Source organism: Teredinibacter sp. KSP-S5-2 (genome assembly GCF_032773895.1).
Lineage (GTDB): Bacteria > Pseudomonadota > Gammaproteobacteria > Pseudomonadales > Cellvibrionaceae.
In genome coordinates this window covers 1,769,238-1,786,165 of sequence record NZ_CP120416.1, presented here as the reverse complement: position 1 = coordinate 1,786,165, position 16,928 = coordinate 1,769,238, and the positions used below count along the sequence as shown (strand labels likewise).

The following is a 16,928-nucleotide window of genomic DNA, read 5'->3' as shown; positions in this document are numbered from 1 at the left end:
TAAACCCTGGGCAAAATAGCGTTTGAAGAGTTAAGTATATGATTTAAAAAGAATTATAGCGGCTCAGGGAAAAACCCCAGGCGCAACTTGGGTGTGTTAGCAAAAAACGGGGGGACGAAAGAGAGCGGAAGCGTCAGACTCGTTATCGGAAAAACGGTACAGATCAATTTTGCTTTTGTTACAGCTAAAACCATTTTCCCTGGAAGATGACACAACGGAAATCAGGGACAAGCAGCCCTTCATTGTGCATACGCCAGCATCATCACAGCAGTTATCCACTGCATCATCATCGGCTTGATCTACCATCATCTGATGCATAGCCGCCATATCACCGCTATCCATTTGACAGGGCATCTCCGCCGCCAGAGAAACCTGGGTAACCAGGCTAAAAAGCAGCAGAAGGATAAAGGTGTATGCGGTTTTGCTGGATCTCATCGGGATAACGGTTTATGAGGTTACAAGAACTAGGGCTCAGACTACTAGATTATAGGAAAAGTTCAAGCCCTCTACACACTTCCAAATCATATGGGCAAGCTCCGCGTGAACAAGAACAATATCAGTACAACCATAACCGGCAAAACAAGGGAACCATTTAGTCTGCACTAAAGAAGAACTAGCGTTAATGTAGACTAAATAGCGAGCTTATCTGAGTTTTCTATGCTTGGTAATATAAACACCTTCAGTTGCCACTATAGCCCAACGCCGTACTTTTGAGCTTTTTGCTTGTCGAGCAACTACTTTAAGGAACTTATAGTTTTGGTCGAGATCTCCACCAAGATATTTGCATGCCCACGCTTGAAATTCTAGCGCATCATGGTCATATGTTTTCGTCTTATACATGCCCTGCAAACGATCCCGAACCAGTTGAGAAAAAACTTCATCTTCATAGCTAAAGGCATTATAAGCACTACGAATTGCATGGGCCCACATTGCCGGGTCATCTTGATGCAGAAAACGCATCCACAACGCCTGCTCTTTTGTTCTGTCATCAGTCAGAAATTCGTCACTGACGATAACAGGGTTCCATTTTGAAAACTTAACCAAGTCCTCTCTTGACGCTTTCGCCACACGTTTTACTTTAGTGTCTTTTGCCTTTTCCGCCAACATATCCAAAGTGTTTTGATATTTTATATTTCCAGAAGAGGCTAAAGCTTTAATCCCCCAAATAGTCTCTATCTGCCTACGATCATCGGAAATTTTTCCATAACCAAACTTTTTTAAATCTAGTTCAACCAAATCAAACAACTGCGGATCCGAAACGCCAGACATGTCGGCAAGTTCTTTATACAGATTGGTTTTTGCAGCCCAATTATTTCCCTTTACAATATCAAGGTACCTGAAAAGGTCATTCTGCTCACTTGCATGTATAAAAACACTTATAAAATAGAGCACAGAAAATAAGAAATACTGTTTTTTCATTTTCCCCCCAAAAAAACCACCCAAATTTATGGATGGTTTTCTGTTAACCGACTCTTCAGTTTATTTAAGCACTTTTTTAGCCCAACGTTGCACCGCAGGGTTAGGGCTCTTGTTTGCGACACTAACAACAAGTGGTCGATGTTTCTCCGCCTCGATATCAAGCATCAAATACTTACACACCCACGACTGAAACTGAACCGCATATTTTTCATTTGTTTTATGAAGATACATATCCGTTAACTTCGTTTTAACAACGTTAACAAACTCTCTATCGTCAAATTTCAAATTTTTATATGCCTGACTGACCGCCATTGTCGCCATTTCAAAATCACCGTTATGAATGTATCTCATCCATAGGGCTTCATCTTTCGTTCTATTGGGGGACTCATATTCTTTGCTATTAATAACAGGGTTCCATTGACTAAACTCTGGCAAACGACGACTGGCCAGTACGGCATGACGCTTTGTTTTATTACTATTGGTAGTCGATGCTATTCGATTTAACACCGTTAAATATTTTGGATTGCCTGAAGATGCTAAAGATTTTATTCCCCAGTGAAACTCTTCCTGCTCAGGCTTCGTGACAAGTGCAACACCTATGCTTTTTTCGACCTGCTTTTGAATTTCATCGAACAATCTTTCGTCAGTTACGCCGGAGAACTCATAAAGCTTCTTGTAAACAACTACTTTCTCAGCCCAACTACCGTTTTTTACAATATCGATATATTCATCAATATTGTGGTTTTGGCCGAAGGAAAACATACTGAAACACACCAACACTATAGCTAAAAGCACCCTACTCATTGGACCTCCCAAATAAAGCCACATATTTTTTAATACCAGAGGCACTATGCCATAAGTCAAATGTAAAGAGAATAAGTAGCAACGAACAGGTATTAAAAGCGAATGAGTCGCTTTTAATACCTCACATTCCACTACTTTAATTCAAAAACAGGCAGCCTTAGAATAGTTTTTAAGCGCTCTGGAGGAACACGCCTCGGATCAGAAATGTACACTTCACAGTGCTGAGGTTTTACCTTTAGATTATTTGCTTGCGCAAACTGTATCATTTCATTAACAGTACGGAGTTCGTCTTCATAAGCGCCAATGTGGAGCATTTGAATACAGGGGCCCAACTCAACCTGCTTTAGCTGCACATCAGCCACTTTAGGTGTTTTCTTTTTTGACAACAGAGCTTGTCGTGCTAAAAACAGGTCAGCACTTTCTACACATTCAGGTGTTCTAATCATCAACCTCCACTGCCACTGATCCTGAGGGATCGCCTCCAATATAGTACCTTCGTCAAACTGATATACACACTCCAGTTTACAGACAACATAATCTCCCTTGCCCTGTTTTTTCCTAGTCATTTTGACGGTATAAGCAACGCCATATAAAGCCTCAATTGCGGCGATAAACTCACTCTCACCCGGCGCACCCACGCCATCAATGGCGAGGTAAGTCGCCATTGACACATCGACTAGCTGGGGACGTTTTGCAGCCACATACTCGTCTTTATGTAGCTTAAACAAATCCAGCTTTTCCATTACTTTTCTCCAAGAGGAAGATAGATATCCGTGACTAAATCTTCCGGCGCTGTCGACTCAGGGTCGTTCATGTAGATTTCTATACAAGGTTTATCGGCAGCTTCATAGCCACTGTCTTTTAACCATTTACCATAGAGCGCTCGATATGTATCCGATAATTTTTCATAAGGGCCAAAATGTGTAATGGTTGCGTAACGTCCGCCTTCTAGAGTTTTTACATCTACTCCCTCACCAGAGGCTTGGTAATTCTGCGGTACCGTGACACAAGCGTCATAACGAATTTCTTCACTCGGAGTTTCATCGGGGTCGTCATAACAAACCCCCAGGAATTTTATATCGCCCGCCAGCATGCCTTCAGGACCCAACACCGAACACAGTTGATCCCAAGCTTTACTGCATTCTCTATAGGGGCCGGTGTGGCGTACACAAGCCACATGGATATCGTTCATTTCTTTAATTACTACATTCATTACTGCGTCCTCATATTGAATCGGTTTAAACGCGGTAATTCGCTCGGAAGTACGATAGCGAATACCGTTGTCGATCAAACAAGGAAACATCCACTGTGAAGATGCACGGTATGCGGAAGGTGTTATGCCGACAATTGCTTTAAACGCACGGGAATATGCCATGTCACTTTCATAACCCGCGCGCTGAGCAATATCCAAAATCGTATCCTGGGTTGCCCGAAGTTCAATTGCTGATCTTTCCATTCGTAAGCGCCGAATCAACTCCTTGACTGACTCCCCGAGAAACCCTTTAAAAATACGATGAAAATGATAACGAGAAAAACAGGCGACGCTGGCCAACTCCTCTAACGCTAACGGCGAGTCCAAATGCGAATAGATATAATTCAACACGTGAATTAAACGTACCTGATAATTTTTCTCTGTTGCCAATTTCAAACTTCACCTCTACCTGAACCATCACACAAATGTTGTTTAACCTTGCTGTGTACACAGTAAGGAAAATCGCCTCTAAGAGCCTGACCGTTTTTGCGCATTTTTGTTAAAAATGTTTTTTCCAAGAACCAATATTCATGGCAAAAAATGACATAATCAATTATTCATTGTAAATTTATTCGACAAAAATATTTTTGTTTTAAAAAAATTTTCCAATAATAATTCCAGTTTAGATAAACAATCTGTAAAAGCCTTCGACACTTAAAATTCATTAATAAAATGCCTTTTTTCTACGCTAAAAAAACACGCAAAATAGTGTGACACAGTTCAAATTTGCAAGGGTTTAAAACGCTCGCTCCAACTGCATCAAAAACAAACTGTGATACATTTGACGACGTATTTCACACTCCATGTGAACAAAATTTAATCGGCACAAAAGCTCTCTTTTTGTCACCATGCTAACGGAACGTATTACCTGGATCTATGACAGCTCAAATTCGCAAGGAAGATAAATCCTACACACTGCTCACACGGAAAAACCTATCCAAAGCCACTGACGGCTGGGAGGTAGCACCGGACAAGTTGGCACACTTGATCAATGGCGCAAAACCGGAGTCTCCCTCCAATTGGAAAGCCATATGGTTAGCCCTGCAATTCGACGACGACCCCACGCTTACCGAGCAACACATTAAACGTCGCCTGCAGGAAGAGCTAAATCGCAAAAACCTGTTTGCCCGACGAGTCCGTATCGTTTCCACTGAAGCCCTCACAGGCAACACCAACTCCGGAGGAAAGCAAGGTTCTGGCGGCGGCGCAGGCGGTGGTAGCAGTAACAGCGAACAACAAACAGAAAGCGTCAGCAAAAAAGATAAAGAAATTGCGCCACCACCACCGGCTGACAATAACAAACAAAAGCCGGTAGAAAGCAGCAAACCCGCGAAGACAGAAAAAAACGCAGAAACCGGTGCGGCACCAGAATCCGAAACCGAAACCCGTGGCTGTCCCATCAGCATGGTATCCGGCGAAGAGCTGCTATCCATTAACGATGCCAACCTACCCGGCCCAGTCCCCTTTACCTGGAAACGCACCTACCGCTCCAGCCATGCACGAGATATTGGCCTTGGTTGCGGTTGGACTCACAGCGCATGTGAACGCCTGACCGTTACCGCCACCGATGTAGAATACTATGATGACGAAGGTCGATGTGTCCCCTTTGCTCGCCCGAGAGTTCATCAAGACAGCCGCTACATTCCTGGCGGCATGACACTGGAACACCCGAACGCCGAGTGCTTTATTCTGAAACAACCCGGCAAACCGGATTACGTGTTCACCACCTACGGCGGCACCACAGCCTTCCGCCTCAGCCAGATACGGCACCATAACTATCAACCGGCCAATAGCGAATTAAAAACCCCGGCACGGGGTTACGCCATAGACCTGCACTACGACGCGCAAAACCGTCTGCGCCGTTTAGCCGGCAACTGGGGCAAAACACTTTACATAGAACGAGATCACCAAGGCCATATCAGCCAGGTTGAACTCGTCAATGAAGCAACTGGCGACCGCAAGCAGATGGCGGAGTACCACTTCAATGCCAACGATGATCTGATCGCCCATCGCAACGCCAATAATCTTGGCGAAGATTACAGCTACGACAACCACCTGTTGTTACAACGCACCTTAGTGACCGGCTTCAGCTACTACTACCAATGGGATGGTAATGACCACACCGCCCGCTGCCTGCGCAACTGGGGTGATAATGGCATCTACGATTATAAGTTTGAATGGGACCCGGCCAACAACACCAGTAAAGCCACCGATAGCCGAGGCTACACCACCACCTTCAAATACAACGACTACGGTCAGATAACCGAAGAAATCGATAACGAAGGCGCGCTACATCAATACCGTTATGATAACGGTCGAAAAGTCAGTTACATCGACCCGGAAGGTAATGAAACCCATTACTTCTACGATGGCGACAACAACCCGCTGGGCTACCGAGACCCCTTAGGCAACCGCGAAAGCTACTCTTACTTCAAAGGTAAAGTCACCGGCTATACCAATAAAGAGAAAGCCCACTGGAAACACGAATACAACAACCTGGGCCAACTGGAAACCACCACGGACCCTTACGGGCTAAAAACCCATTACAGCTATAGCGCCCAAGGCTTACTCAGTAAAGTGGTCGCCCCCGGCAACAAAACCACAATCTACCAATGGAATGCTGAAGGCGATCTAAAAAGTATTACCGACCCGCAAGGCCATAAACGACTCTTTACCTACAACGGTTTTGGTCAGGTGGTGGAATCCGAACTCCGCCTCAAAGGCGCCATTCTGGCTGGTGTAACCCGCTACACCTATACGGCGACCGGTTTAGTGGACAGCATTACCGGCCCCGACGGTAAAACCACCCACTACCAGTACAACGAAAACGATCAACTGGTTAAGCATACTGACCCGCAAGGTCGTATTACCCGTTTTGAATACGATGGTTTAAGCCAGGTCGTTAAGCGTATCAACCCAGAAGGCCACAGTCTCAGTTACGAATACGACAAGGAACGTAACCTCACCGCGTTGATTAATGAAAACGGTGAACGTTACGAGTTCAAATACGACGGCAACGAGCGCCTGATTAAAGAAACCGGCTTCGACGGACGCATCCAACACTACAAATACAACCAGGCGGGTCAACTCATTCGCCATATGGATGCCGGTTCCGTTATTACCGAGTTCGAACGCGATGCCCTCGGCAACATGCTGAGTAAAACCAGCCGTTCCGTCACCGGTGAAAACAGCTACCAGGAACAAAACCGCTACACCTACGACGCCCTTGGCCGCTTAAAAGAAACCTACAACAATCATCAGTACCTGGCATTTGAGTACAACCTGCTGGGCAACATCACCAAAGAGCACAGCTCAGAACTCAACAACCAAAAGCAGCGCATTAAATCGTCTATGCGCGATATTGCTTACCAGAACGTATGGCCGGGCCAGCGCTCCCAAATCGCCCTGCCCGATGGCCAACTCATTGATTACCACTTCAATGAGCAACACCAACTGGACAAGGTATCACTTAACGGCCGAGCGATTACCCAAATCGAGCGGGATGATTTCGGACGGGAAGTTTCGCGTACACAAGGGGCGTTAACCACACACACCGAATATGACCCAAGTGGTCGATTGCAAAAACAATACGCCATAAATAAAGGCAACAAACAACCCTCACCGATACTGCGTGAATACGGTTACGATGAATTCGGTAACCTCAACCGCGTACAAGACGGCCCGGTAGAAACCAAGTACGTCTACGACCTGCTTAACCGCTTAAAACAAACCGAAGCGGTTAACGATGGTCAACTCAGCAAAGAAGAATTTCACTTCGACCCCGCAGGGAATTTGTTGGATAGCCCGAACAACCAAAACACCGGCAACCGATTAACCATTCAGGGTGACCGTAAATTTACCTACGACAAACGCGGCAACTTAATACGAGAAAATCGGGGCAAAGACGGCAAACTGGTTACCCACTACCACTACAACCTGAACAACCAGCTGGTTAAGGTAGAAAAAAACGGCCAGAGCATCGAATACAAATACGACCCCCTTGGCCGGCGCAACAAAAAAATCGACGAATTTGGTACCACCACCTACCTATGGGCTGGCGACCAACTTATTCAAGAGGAACGCAACAACCTCAAGAAAACCTATATCCACGAACCAGAAAACTTCAAACCCGTGGCCATGGTGCAGGATGGCGAAGTCTACCACTACCACCTAGACCATCTGGGCACACCGCAAGAACTCAGTAACGCCAAAGGCAAAATTGTCTGGAAAGCCCGATACAAAACCTACGGTAACGTCGCCTACAAAGAAGTCGACGACATCGACAACAACATCCGCTTCCAGGGCCAATACTTCGACGAAGAAACTGGACTACACTACAACCGACACAGGTACTATGACCCCAGTGTTGGGCAGTTTATAACCCAAGACCCAATTGGGTTGTTGGGTGGGGTAAATAATTACCAATATGCGCCGAATCCTACTGGATGGATTGATCCGTTTGGGTTGTGTAAGGAACAAGGCGACAAACCCGCTAGAAAAAAACCAGATTTTTATGTTGGGCCTGCCGGACCAGAAGCGACATTACCAAGCACTGGTTACAGGTACATGAGATATAAAGACGATGATGGGAAAGTTAATAAATTCGCCCCAATGACAGTGGAAAACAAATCTGCCCCTACCACCTATTTTGGGTTTGAGAAGTATGACACAGGCACTGAAGCCAGAGATGCTTTTCAAGTAAAAGGACCTGAAATAGGATCAGATCACACAGGTGAAGGATCTTGGAGTGATGCAAGGCTTAGGGGAGAATTTGACACGCTACAGCTGTATGAAAATGGAGAGCCTCTGGTTAGAGTGCCTTATATGTACGGAGACACAGACAAAACACAGCTAGAACCTATTGCAGAAGCTTACCCCGAATATGGGAAAGGTGGAGCAGCCCAACTACATGCTGAAGGGAAAGTAATTCAGTTCGATAAGGTCGACATTTTGCCGGAAAAACAAACATGAAAGATAGTTACTATGTCATTGCAGAAATAGATAAGAGGCGGCCAAACGAATCTAATAGTAGTACCTGGCCCAAGTTGGTTGCATACTCACCTAAATGGAAAAAATTGTATATCGAAGAGGGCTATGGACATGGTTTAATGGGTGGAACTATTTCCCTCTCTAACTTCAACGTATCTGACTGGCTAATAACTTTTGAAGAATCAGGGTGCGAGTGGTTTGGCAGATGTATTTCCAACGGCACTTTAGAAAAAATACAAACAGAAAAAGAATTAGAAAAGGAGTTAATTGCTAACGGGTGCGAAATAAAAAAAATAATTAAATAATTGTCGACATATAAATAATCCAATTCAATAACACGCAGATAGAGTCACATACATATTCAGATAAGCAGCACATAATTTGAGGCCGACATATCTGTTAAGCTCTCTGAGGATAAAATCAGTAGTATAAAACAAGAACCTGAGTAGGTATCAGGGCTTATGAAATTATTTAAGAGTGATCAATCTTTATACGACAAAAGAAGAGTTATCCCATCCAAAAGACCGAATAGAAGTAAATAAAGATCAATTGGAAAAGCAATACAATAAAAACCCATTATTATTAGATTATTGGGTTGGACAAATAACTACTAAATATGCGCCTAACCCTATCTCCTGGATTGATCCTTTTGGATTGACATGTAAGGAAGAACAAATAACAAATTCCTCAAAGAGGTGACCAGATCCAAAATCATTCTGGATAAGGGGTATTGATTCAATACTTCAAACCCTAAACACTAATGATACCGATGCTTTAAAAAAAATCGTTTAACACATATATCAATATGAGTTCAGGAAAAGAAAATTTTACAGACTACTTCTGTTGGGATAGCAACAAAGCGCTTATGCAACAACATAATCAAAGCTGGGATCACTTAAAATAAAAATAAGAGAGACATTCTCTGTTTGCGTAAAAACGTCGTAACATTGAATTAGTTGAGCTTAGGGAGCTGAAATAATGGATATATACATAGAAAACAAGGCCGTGTCATTTCTTGGCAATATAACGGGAAAAAAATAGAAAAAACTACACTGAACCTCTTATGGGGTATGAACTACTTCCCGACAATTCCGGCATTATTTTACTAGAATCATACACAGTAGTTGGCAATAGAAACGCTGTCATAATTAATCTAAATGGGACAGAACGTTGGAGGCTTGAATATACAAGAGAATCTGGTGAGGGAAAATTATTTGACCGTGTTGGCTTGTCAAACGGAGAGTTAATTGCAATAGCAATAATATCAAATAGAGATGTGCTCTTTTCTATTGATTATAACAACTGCAAATATAACAAAATTTCTGCCACTAGGTGAATCCGGCATAAAAAAGGCAAGCTTTTAATTAAATCCGTTACGCTCGCAAAACTTGCTGACTTTTGTATAGATGTGTTTATAGTTCGTTGTGAAATCAACTGGGACGTACCCAAAAAAATCTGGGACGTATCCCACAAAAACATGGATGTTCGCATAGTGCCAGTGGTGGTACGGCATAATTATCAAACGCCTAGTCACCTGCCTAGTGGTGGTCAGCCACAGGGAGGCTAACACTGACTTAACCCCGCAAGCTGGATTGGCGGTGGCTCACTAATCACATTTAAAGACAACAAAGCATGGGAAAATGCTCGACCAAACAAATACAACAGTAATACGATAGATCCGTTTTTAGAGGTGGAACCAATAAAACCACTATAGTTAAAAGTATGAAAATTTATTTAAGAAAAAACCAGACCACCAATGAATACGACACTATTTCATGGGAATCGAGTAACAAAGATATTTCTCTTTCCTTTCCATTTGAGATTAGCGCTGTATACGCAGACAAGATATCCAAAGTAATTGTAGAAAAATATGAACTGCAAAAAATCGGCTTTTACGTCCTTAACGGCGAACTGGAGTTTGAAACAGACATACCAAGCATAAAAGGGTACAAGTTTAGAGGGTTAAATAAGAACTTATCCTCTAAAACAGGAGTTTCCTTACTCTTTTACCCAGATGAACCAGGGAAAGGAAATCAGTGGGGGGATATAGAGCAATATGAATTAGTTGAGGGAGCTGATTGCTTAGGTAAATACTTAGATATTTATAGATAATAATATACTCAAATCGTTTACTAATACAGCGCGCACAATTCCCGTCATATCTTGGCGGCTTCCACGACACACCTAATCAGGAAAAATCATAGACTGGTTTTACCCCGCTCTAGCGGACACTTGGTTAAGAGTGGATAATCCACATTAACGAGGTGTTACATGACAAGAACAAGAAAACAATATACTCGCGAGTATAAACAAGAAGCGGTTGTGCTGGTACAGCAATCCAAACAATCTATTGGTCATATAGCCAATAGTCTTGGTATCAATGACAACTTGCTAAGGCGCTGGGTTAAAGAATTTTCTGAACCCACTAAGACAGCTTTTCCTGGTCATGGCAATGCAAGGGATGAGGAAGTCACTCGCCTTAAGCGTGAGTTAGCCGAAGTAAAACGAGAACGGGATTTTTTACGAGAAGCGGCAGCGTACTTCGCGAAACACCCCAAGTGAAGTACCACATGATAGAACGCTGCCGCGATGCCTTTCCTGTCAGAATGATGTGTCGCTTACTTAAGGTTTCTCATAGCGGCTATTACGATTGGCGAGATAGAAAACCAAGCGCCAAAGCCCAAGATGACGCTCGCTTATCCAGAAAGATTGCACAAATACACCGTGATAGTGATGGCGTGTTTGGCAGCCCCAGAATTTGGGAAGAATTACGTTACGCAAGCGAACGCTGTGGTCTAAATCGCGTTGCTCGTTTGATGAGAGTGAATGGCCTGAAGGGTATTCCTGCTGTCAGACAATGGCGCAAACGCCCATCAGCAGATCGACCAGCCCATGTACTCAATCACTTAAATCGTGACTTCAGTGCATCAGAAGCCAACATAAAATGGGTAACCGACATTACCTATATTCGAACGGGTGAAGGATGGTTATATTTGTGTGTTGTCATTGACCTGTTCAGCACAGTGGTGGTCGGCTGGTCTATGAGTCATGTAATGGAAAAGCAATTGGTTCTTCAAGCGGTTTTGATGGCAATGTGGCAGAAAAGTCACGATCGACCGGCAGTACTTCATTCTGACCGGGGCTCACAATTTACCAGCCACGAATATCAGAAATTCCTGAGGGACCATAATCTGATATCAAGTATGAGTGCAGTTGGCAATTGTTACGATAATGCGGCAGCGGAAAGTTTTTTCGGCCTGCTGAAAAGAGAAAGAGTTAATCGGCGACGATATCTGACTCGATCAGAAGCCCGAGCGGACATTTTTGATTATATTGAGCGGTTTTACAATCCAAGAAAGAAACGTAAACTGGGGTTACCCCATCAAACTGCTCTTAACTGACTGTCCGCTGGATCGGGGTAAAACCATAGATCTTGGTGAAGACGAACATAAGCATTCATCTACTCAACTGACACTAAATCGCATTCTTCCCGTCCTTGTTGTAACACAGAGAAAACCACCCAAATCTTGAGCCTACAGAACACTCAAGCTATATTATGCGACAAATCAAGAATAATTAAAGGAGAGGTATATGCGAAAAGATATTGCGGAGGAACATATCATCCAAAAATTGAATAAGGATGATACCTTAATCGGTTTCTTTCAGGCAATTACACCAATTCGGTTTTGGATGTTTTTGGTTATCGGCCCCTTTGCTGCACTAGGGATACGCACATACTTCGTGGCTGTTTCTGAGCAAGGTATCTACTTTCACTTACTCAGTATGTTTGGCAAGATTCGACACATGGACTTTTTCACTTTTGATGAGATACACAACCTAAAGATTGGAAAAGGAATGATCCAACGCCCCATGCAATTTAGTTTTTTTAATGGTCGCCAGTTAAAAGTCAAAGCCCAACTTAAAGGTTTAGACAGAGTTGCCAAGATAAAGCCCGAGGTCCAAGCATATTTAGAAAATAAGGTGAGGATCGTTCAATGATTATCTTCATCATATTCCTATGCCTGTTCACTGGATTACTGTGCTTTATTCGGCCAGCACCAATACAGCTAAGAGCCCCCATGCCTTCATACTATGAGAATAGTAAGCAGATAGTGGGCACACTATCGCTTGGCATATTGGTTATGGGTTTATTTTGGTTCATGACGGATTTCACCTTCCTAAAAACCAACCACACCCTCTATACTCTGCTTTGTTTGAGTATTCACAAAGAGCTTTTGACCTATTTGCCTTTACAGCTAATCAGTCATAGTTTTGTGCATTTTGATATTTCTCATCTTGCATCTAATGTTTACCTTCTGGCTTTACTATCTGTTTATGAACGACGTGTCGGCACAAAACGCTTTTTAGCTGTTTTTATTGTTGCTTGCATAGCAGCCACACCCTCTGTGCTTTTTTATCCATCAGGCACCGCAGCAGCAGGGATGTCAGGCGGTGTAATGGGGTTACTCGCAGGCTACTTTACAGATGACGAAAAAATGGACTTTAAAGAATGGTCTGTAGCTTTAGCCACTCTTTCACTAGTTTCCATGTTTCTAACATTTAGATCCATATCCCATGAGGAACTTTCTTCCAGCATGGAAGCTATAGGAAAAATTGACCATATAGGTCATGCTCTTGGAGCAATTGGTGCTGTAATTTATTGTCGATTTATATCGGCAAAGAAAAAACAAACGGTGAAAGAACATAACATTCCGTCCTCCCCTGGCGCCGAACCAAAGCAAATGGCGAGCAATGCGCAAGCAACTCCCAGTAGTATTATCGACACACATCCTATTCAGACCAAAGTAGCGAACAAACCGTTAGTACAGAGTAATACCCAAGGCCAAGCTTCAGAAGATATTAACGACCTAGTACCAGAACTCTCGCCCCCATTACTTAAAGCAATGGAGCGACACCAAGAAAACGGTAACGAACATCAATTAAAAGAAGCTGTTTTAAACATGTTTTTCAGGTTGGAACACAGACTAAACAACAATAGAGAGAATAAACTTAACTATAAAGAAGTGATCGACCTGTTAGAACAAACAGAATTAGCTATGCACGTACCATTGTTTAGAAAAATTCTCCTTTAAAATAGTAGCGTTAGATATATATTCACTGTGCTAGAGTTTATTTCTCTAGCACATGTCTGACATAAAAAGAGAACAGACAAATGTCATCATCGTTCGATACGGTATGTATACATCTACAACCTATCATTAATCTTTTGGAAAGCAATCAATGTCGGTTTGACTGGAAAACTGGAGTTATCCCAGATCGAAATGACGGCAGCATTTTTCTTAGCGTGGACGAGATTGATTTTGATTTAATAAAGAGTGAAATTGATATACCTAACTTTGTAATACTCTCACCAGATAAAGAACGAGTATCTTGTTTAAAATGCTGGTGCAGTGTAGAAAGAAAAATTCCAGGAAAAATTTATTCATCATCGAAGCAGCCAAAGTAACGTAAAAACTGAAATTCTCGTACAGAAAACACTCTCGCTCTTAATATAACCAGTAGCCAACCCCCAAATTAAAGCTTGCAAGACACTTACACTCTGTCTCCAGCAAAGAATGCATACGATTGAACACTGCGTGACACTTTTGTGGCAAAAACAGGCCATCAGCGTGACATGATCCAACAATAAACAGGCAAGCACGTCAAAATTTGGGCTCTGGGATTATAATTTTTCAATTTATGATTCAAAAACGGCCTAAGACGTGGTTTAATCAGGCGTGACACCTTGTTCTTTTTGCGCAAAATGAAGCCAGATTCAGACAAATCAGTAGCATTACCGGTAAACCGCATTACATTTGTATGCGTAATAAACGAAGTTAGCGCATATATTAGAGAATACTAAAGCCTAAGTTATGGAAAGGCTTTACTGAACTGAAAGGCGTTCGCATGTTGCCTGTTATCGTTACGGCATAATTGCCTAACGCCTGCGCCACCTGCCTAGTGGTGGGCATGTCGGGGGCACCCCGACACCCATTCTCTCGACCCATGACCTTATCGCGGGTTTGCTTGAATATGTATTAACCTCCCCTATTTCGATTCAACCCCAGCAAGTACTTAAGTATCTTTTTTTAGCTCATCCAGACCAGCTAAAAGCAATCTATATTTTGTTCAGACCCCAAGTAATTACCTTACAATATCTTGCCAAAGGTTGGTTGACATCCCCCCATACGCGAGTTCTAATAAAATTCATCGATGCCATATTACAGAGCCGAGGTTACGCGACAAAACAACTGTAAACCGTGCCATATGTTCTGAAAGTATTGCGGTGTAAACGAATAAACCTTTTACTGAAGAAAGTGATTTCGCCTGACGAGAAATGGATTGAACAAGGAAGCTATGTCTGCCGACGACGGAAAAACCACAATTAAGCCCCGCTCTTCTTCCACTGCCCCTGTTGACGAAAAAACACGGTTTCAAGCCAATAATCGTGCAGCAAAAAAACCCGTGGAATCTCAGCAACAAGACGCGCAACTCCCGGCATCCACTTCCACTGAAAAACTTCTCGCTGACGAACAAAAGACGCAATATAAACCGAGAAAATCGACAGCCGCACCAGCAGATAATGCACTTACCCGCATTGGCGAAGCCATTCGCTCCCACCGAGACAACAGTCAAGGCTTTATTAAGGCGAAAAAAGCCGCTGACAAAGCATTAGCCAATAACAAAATTGTTTTGAATAATCGTTTCGTTCTGGAGTCTACCCTTGGTGCCGGTGGAATGGGTACGGTTTATAAAGCCAAAGATTTACGAAAAGTCGAAGCCGAGGATTTAAACCCTTACGTTGCAGTGAAAGTGTTAAGCGATGACTTCAAAGACCACCCGGATGCTTTTATTTCCTTGCAACGGGAAGCCAGTCGCTCGCATTTACTCTCCCATCCCAATATCGTGAATGTGCATGACTTTGACCGGGATGGTGATTCAATTTACATGACTATGGAGCTGCTTAACGGTCAGGGGCTGGATACGGTATTAAATCAGCACCGAACCACCGGCCTCGAAAAAGAAGAAGCCCTAAAAATTATTGCTGAGTTTTGCAGTGCTCTCTCCTATGCTCACAACAAGGATATTGTTCACAGCGATTTAAAACCAGGAAACCTTTTTATAGATAAAAACGGTGCAAAAGTACTGGACTTTGGTATCGCCAGAATTGCTAACGACTCCTATAACGAAGAAGATTTTGATGCAGGAAGCCTGGGAGCCCTAACACCCGCCTACGCCAGCCTGGAAATGCTTGAGCGACAACCGCCTCACCCTGCCGATGATGTCTATGCAGCAGCCATCATTGCTTACGAATTACTTTGTGGCAAACACCCTTATGATCGCCTACCTGCCGATCAGGCTTTACAAAAAGGGCTTAAACCCAATCGCATTGAAGGCTTGAGCAAACAACAATGGAACGCGTTAGACGCGGCACTTAAGCTAAGAAGAAAAGATCGAACCAATAATATTGATGAATTTGTTAACCATTTAACCAATAGAAAACGCATTCCTGTTTTTAAAATCAGCAGCGCTCTCTTAGCTATTATCATTATGGGTTTTGTCTATCAGTACTATTTTGCTCCTGATGAACTCAGCGCCTTAGTAGACAGCACCATGGATAAAGCTGATCGCTGCTATCAAAATCAGAATTACAGTTGCGCCATTGAAGCAGCCAAATCGGTGCTAAATATGGACTCCAATCATTTCTCAGCCAGGCAACTGCTAAGCCAGGCAGAAACTCAGTATCAGAAAGCCCATATTGCCACCATATATAGTCGAATAGAAAACTGCCTGAAAAATGACGAAAGCATCACCTGTGCGGAAGCAGAACTCATCAACATGAGAAAACTAAGCCCGGAAAAACACTGGCTGGAAAAAGCAGAGAGCACCATCAACCAATTTCAAATCGAGCAGGATATTAATAACAAATTAATTCAGGCCGAATCCTGCTTGAATAGCAATACACTGGATTGTGCGATTTCTTATTCGGAGCAAATACTTGAACTAGACGCTGCTCATGAGCAGGCTTTGAGCATACTTCAACAAGCCCAGATTCACAAAGAACAGCAACAGCTTGCAGAACAAAAACAGAAGCAAGAGTTGGAGCAGTTGTTCACACAAGCTGACAACTGTTTTAAGCAGAAAAACTATACATGCAGTATAGAACACGCAAAACAAATACTTCGCATACAACCAAACAACTCAACAGCAGAAGCCTTGTATCAAAAAGCACTGTTCGCCCAAGTTCAGGATGAGAAAAACAGAGAAAAAGCCCAGGCTGTGCTAGAAAAAGGTGAGGCGTGTTTTCGCAAAAAGAATTATAGCTGCGCGCAATCGAATGCGGAATCCGCTTTAGCATTTATGCCCGGCTATACTCCTGCCATACAGTTGCGGGAAAACGCGATATCAGCATTAGAAAAAGTAAAACGGGATTGGTCAATTGAATAAACGTAATAAGGACGAG

The 16,928-nt window shown here is 43.1% G+C and carries 12 protein-coding genes; 7 read left to right on the top strand and 5 right to left on the bottom strand.

Features of this window, described 5'->3' with window-relative positions; all coding sequences use genetic code 11:
• Nucleotides 1–96 precede the first annotated feature (96 nt).
• The 5 genes from P5V12_RS08140 to P5V12_RS08120 form a co-directional block, all read right to left on the bottom strand.
• Nucleotides 97–435, bottom strand: coding sequence for a hypothetical protein (locus P5V12_RS08140; protein WP_316956854.1), 339 nt, complete (start codon nucleotides 433–435; stop codon nucleotides 97–99).
• Nucleotides 436–642: 207 nt separating this feature from the next.
• Nucleotides 643–1,419, bottom strand: coding sequence for a hypothetical protein (locus P5V12_RS08135; RefSeq protein ID WP_316956853.1), 777 nt, complete (start codon nucleotides 1,417–1,419; stop codon nucleotides 643–645).
• 60 nt (nucleotides 1,420–1,479) lie between these two features.
• Nucleotides 1,480–2,223: a hypothetical protein gene (locus tag P5V12_RS08130; protein ID WP_316956852.1), complete on the bottom strand. Its 744-nt coding sequence runs from the start codon at nucleotides 2,221–2,223 to the stop codon at nucleotides 1,480–1,482.
• A 131-nt stretch (nucleotides 2,224–2,354) separates the two neighbouring features.
• Nucleotides 2,355–2,966 (bottom strand): GyrI-like domain-containing protein, encoded by a 612-nt coding sequence (locus tag P5V12_RS08125; protein WP_316956851.1) that lies wholly within the window; start codon nucleotides 2,964–2,966, stop codon nucleotides 2,355–2,357.
• Complete coding sequence (locus P5V12_RS08120; protein ID WP_316956850.1) at nucleotides 2,966–3,871, bottom strand: AraC family transcriptional regulator; 906 nt, start codon at nucleotides 3,869–3,871, stop codon at nucleotides 2,966–2,968. The genes P5V12_RS08125 and P5V12_RS08120 overlap by 1 nt, the downstream gene beginning before the upstream one ends.
• 480 nt (nucleotides 3,872–4,351) lie before the next feature.
• On the opposite strand from P5V12_RS08120, the gene P5V12_RS08115 reads away from it, so the two are divergent.
• From P5V12_RS08115 to P5V12_RS08085, 7 genes are all read left to right on the top strand, one after another.
• On the top strand, nucleotides 4,352–8,446 hold the full coding sequence (locus tag P5V12_RS08115) for an RHS repeat-associated core domain-containing protein (RefSeq protein ID WP_316956849.1): 4,095 nt from the start codon (nucleotides 4,352–4,354) through the stop codon (nucleotides 8,444–8,446).
• The gene (locus P5V12_RS08110; protein ID WP_316956848.1) at nucleotides 8,443–8,769 is read left to right on the top strand and encodes a hypothetical protein; all 327 of its coding nucleotides are present in this window, start codon (nucleotides 8,443–8,445) and stop codon (nucleotides 8,767–8,769) included. Before P5V12_RS08115 ends, P5V12_RS08110 begins: the two co-directional genes overlap by 4 nt.
• Nucleotides 8,770–10,186: 1,417 nt before the next feature.
• The gene (locus P5V12_RS08105) at nucleotides 10,187–10,576 is read left to right on the top strand and encodes a hypothetical protein (protein ID WP_316956847.1); all 390 of its coding nucleotides are present in this window, start codon (nucleotides 10,187–10,189) and stop codon (nucleotides 10,574–10,576) included.
• A 159-nt stretch (nucleotides 10,577–10,735) separates the two neighbouring features.
• Nucleotides 10,736–11,865, top strand: a protein-coding gene (locus P5V12_RS08100; protein ID WP_316956846.1) for an IS3 family transposase whose coding sequence is annotated in 2 segments (ribosomal slippage) — nucleotides 10,736–10,979 and nucleotides 10,979–11,865 — 1,131 coding nt in all. Because the reading frame shifts where the segments join, the coding sequence is not laid out codon by codon here.
• 190 nt (nucleotides 11,866–12,055) lie between these two features.
• Nucleotides 12,056–12,463: a hypothetical protein gene (locus tag P5V12_RS08095; RefSeq protein WP_316956845.1), complete on the top strand. Its 408-nt coding sequence runs from the start codon at nucleotides 12,056–12,058 to the stop codon at nucleotides 12,461–12,463.
• A gap of 80 nt (nucleotides 12,464–12,543) precedes the next feature.
• Entirely contained in the window at nucleotides 12,544–13,557 is a 1,014-nt protein-coding gene (locus P5V12_RS08090; RefSeq protein WP_316956844.1) for a rhomboid family intramembrane serine protease, read from the top strand.
• Nucleotides 13,558–14,806: 1,249 nt separating this feature from the next.
• Nucleotides 14,807–16,912: a serine/threonine-protein kinase gene (locus tag P5V12_RS08085; RefSeq protein WP_316956843.1), complete on the top strand. Its 2,106-nt coding sequence runs from the start codon at nucleotides 14,807–14,809 to the stop codon at nucleotides 16,910–16,912.
• The last annotated feature ends 16 nt before the right edge of the window (nucleotides 16,913–16,928 follow it).

Bases quoted from the DNA above. Each gene is read 5' to 3' on its own strand.
- P5V12_RS08140 (WP_316956854.1), bottom strand. From the start codon at position 435: ATGAGATCCAGCAAAACCGCATACACCTTTATCCTTCTGCTGCTTTTT.
- P5V12_RS08135 (WP_316956853.1), bottom strand. From the start codon at position 1,419: ATGAAAAAACAGTATTTCTTATTTTCTGTGCTCTATTTTATAAGTGTT.
- P5V12_RS08130 (WP_316956852.1), bottom strand. From the start codon at position 2,223: ATGAGTAGGGTGCTTTTAGCTATAGTGTTGGTGTGTTTCAGTATGTTT.
- P5V12_RS08125 (WP_316956851.1), bottom strand. From the start codon at position 2,966: ATGGAAAAGCTGGATTTGTTTAAGCTACATAAAGACGAGTATGTGGCT.
- P5V12_RS08115 (WP_316956849.1), top strand. From the start codon at position 4,352: ATGACAGCTCAAATTCGCAAGGAAGATAAATCCTACACACTGCTCACA.
- P5V12_RS08110 (WP_316956848.1), top strand. From the start codon at position 8,443: ATGAAAGATAGTTACTATGTCATTGCAGAAATAGATAAGAGGCGGCCA.
- P5V12_RS08105 (WP_316956847.1), top strand. From the start codon at position 10,187: ATGAAAATTTATTTAAGAAAAAACCAGACCACCAATGAATACGACACT.
- P5V12_RS08095 (WP_316956845.1), top strand. From the start codon at position 12,056: ATGCGAAAAGATATTGCGGAGGAACATATCATCCAAAAATTGAATAAG.
- P5V12_RS08090 (WP_316956844.1), top strand. From the start codon at position 12,544: ATGCCTTCATACTATGAGAATAGTAAGCAGATAGTGGGCACACTATCG.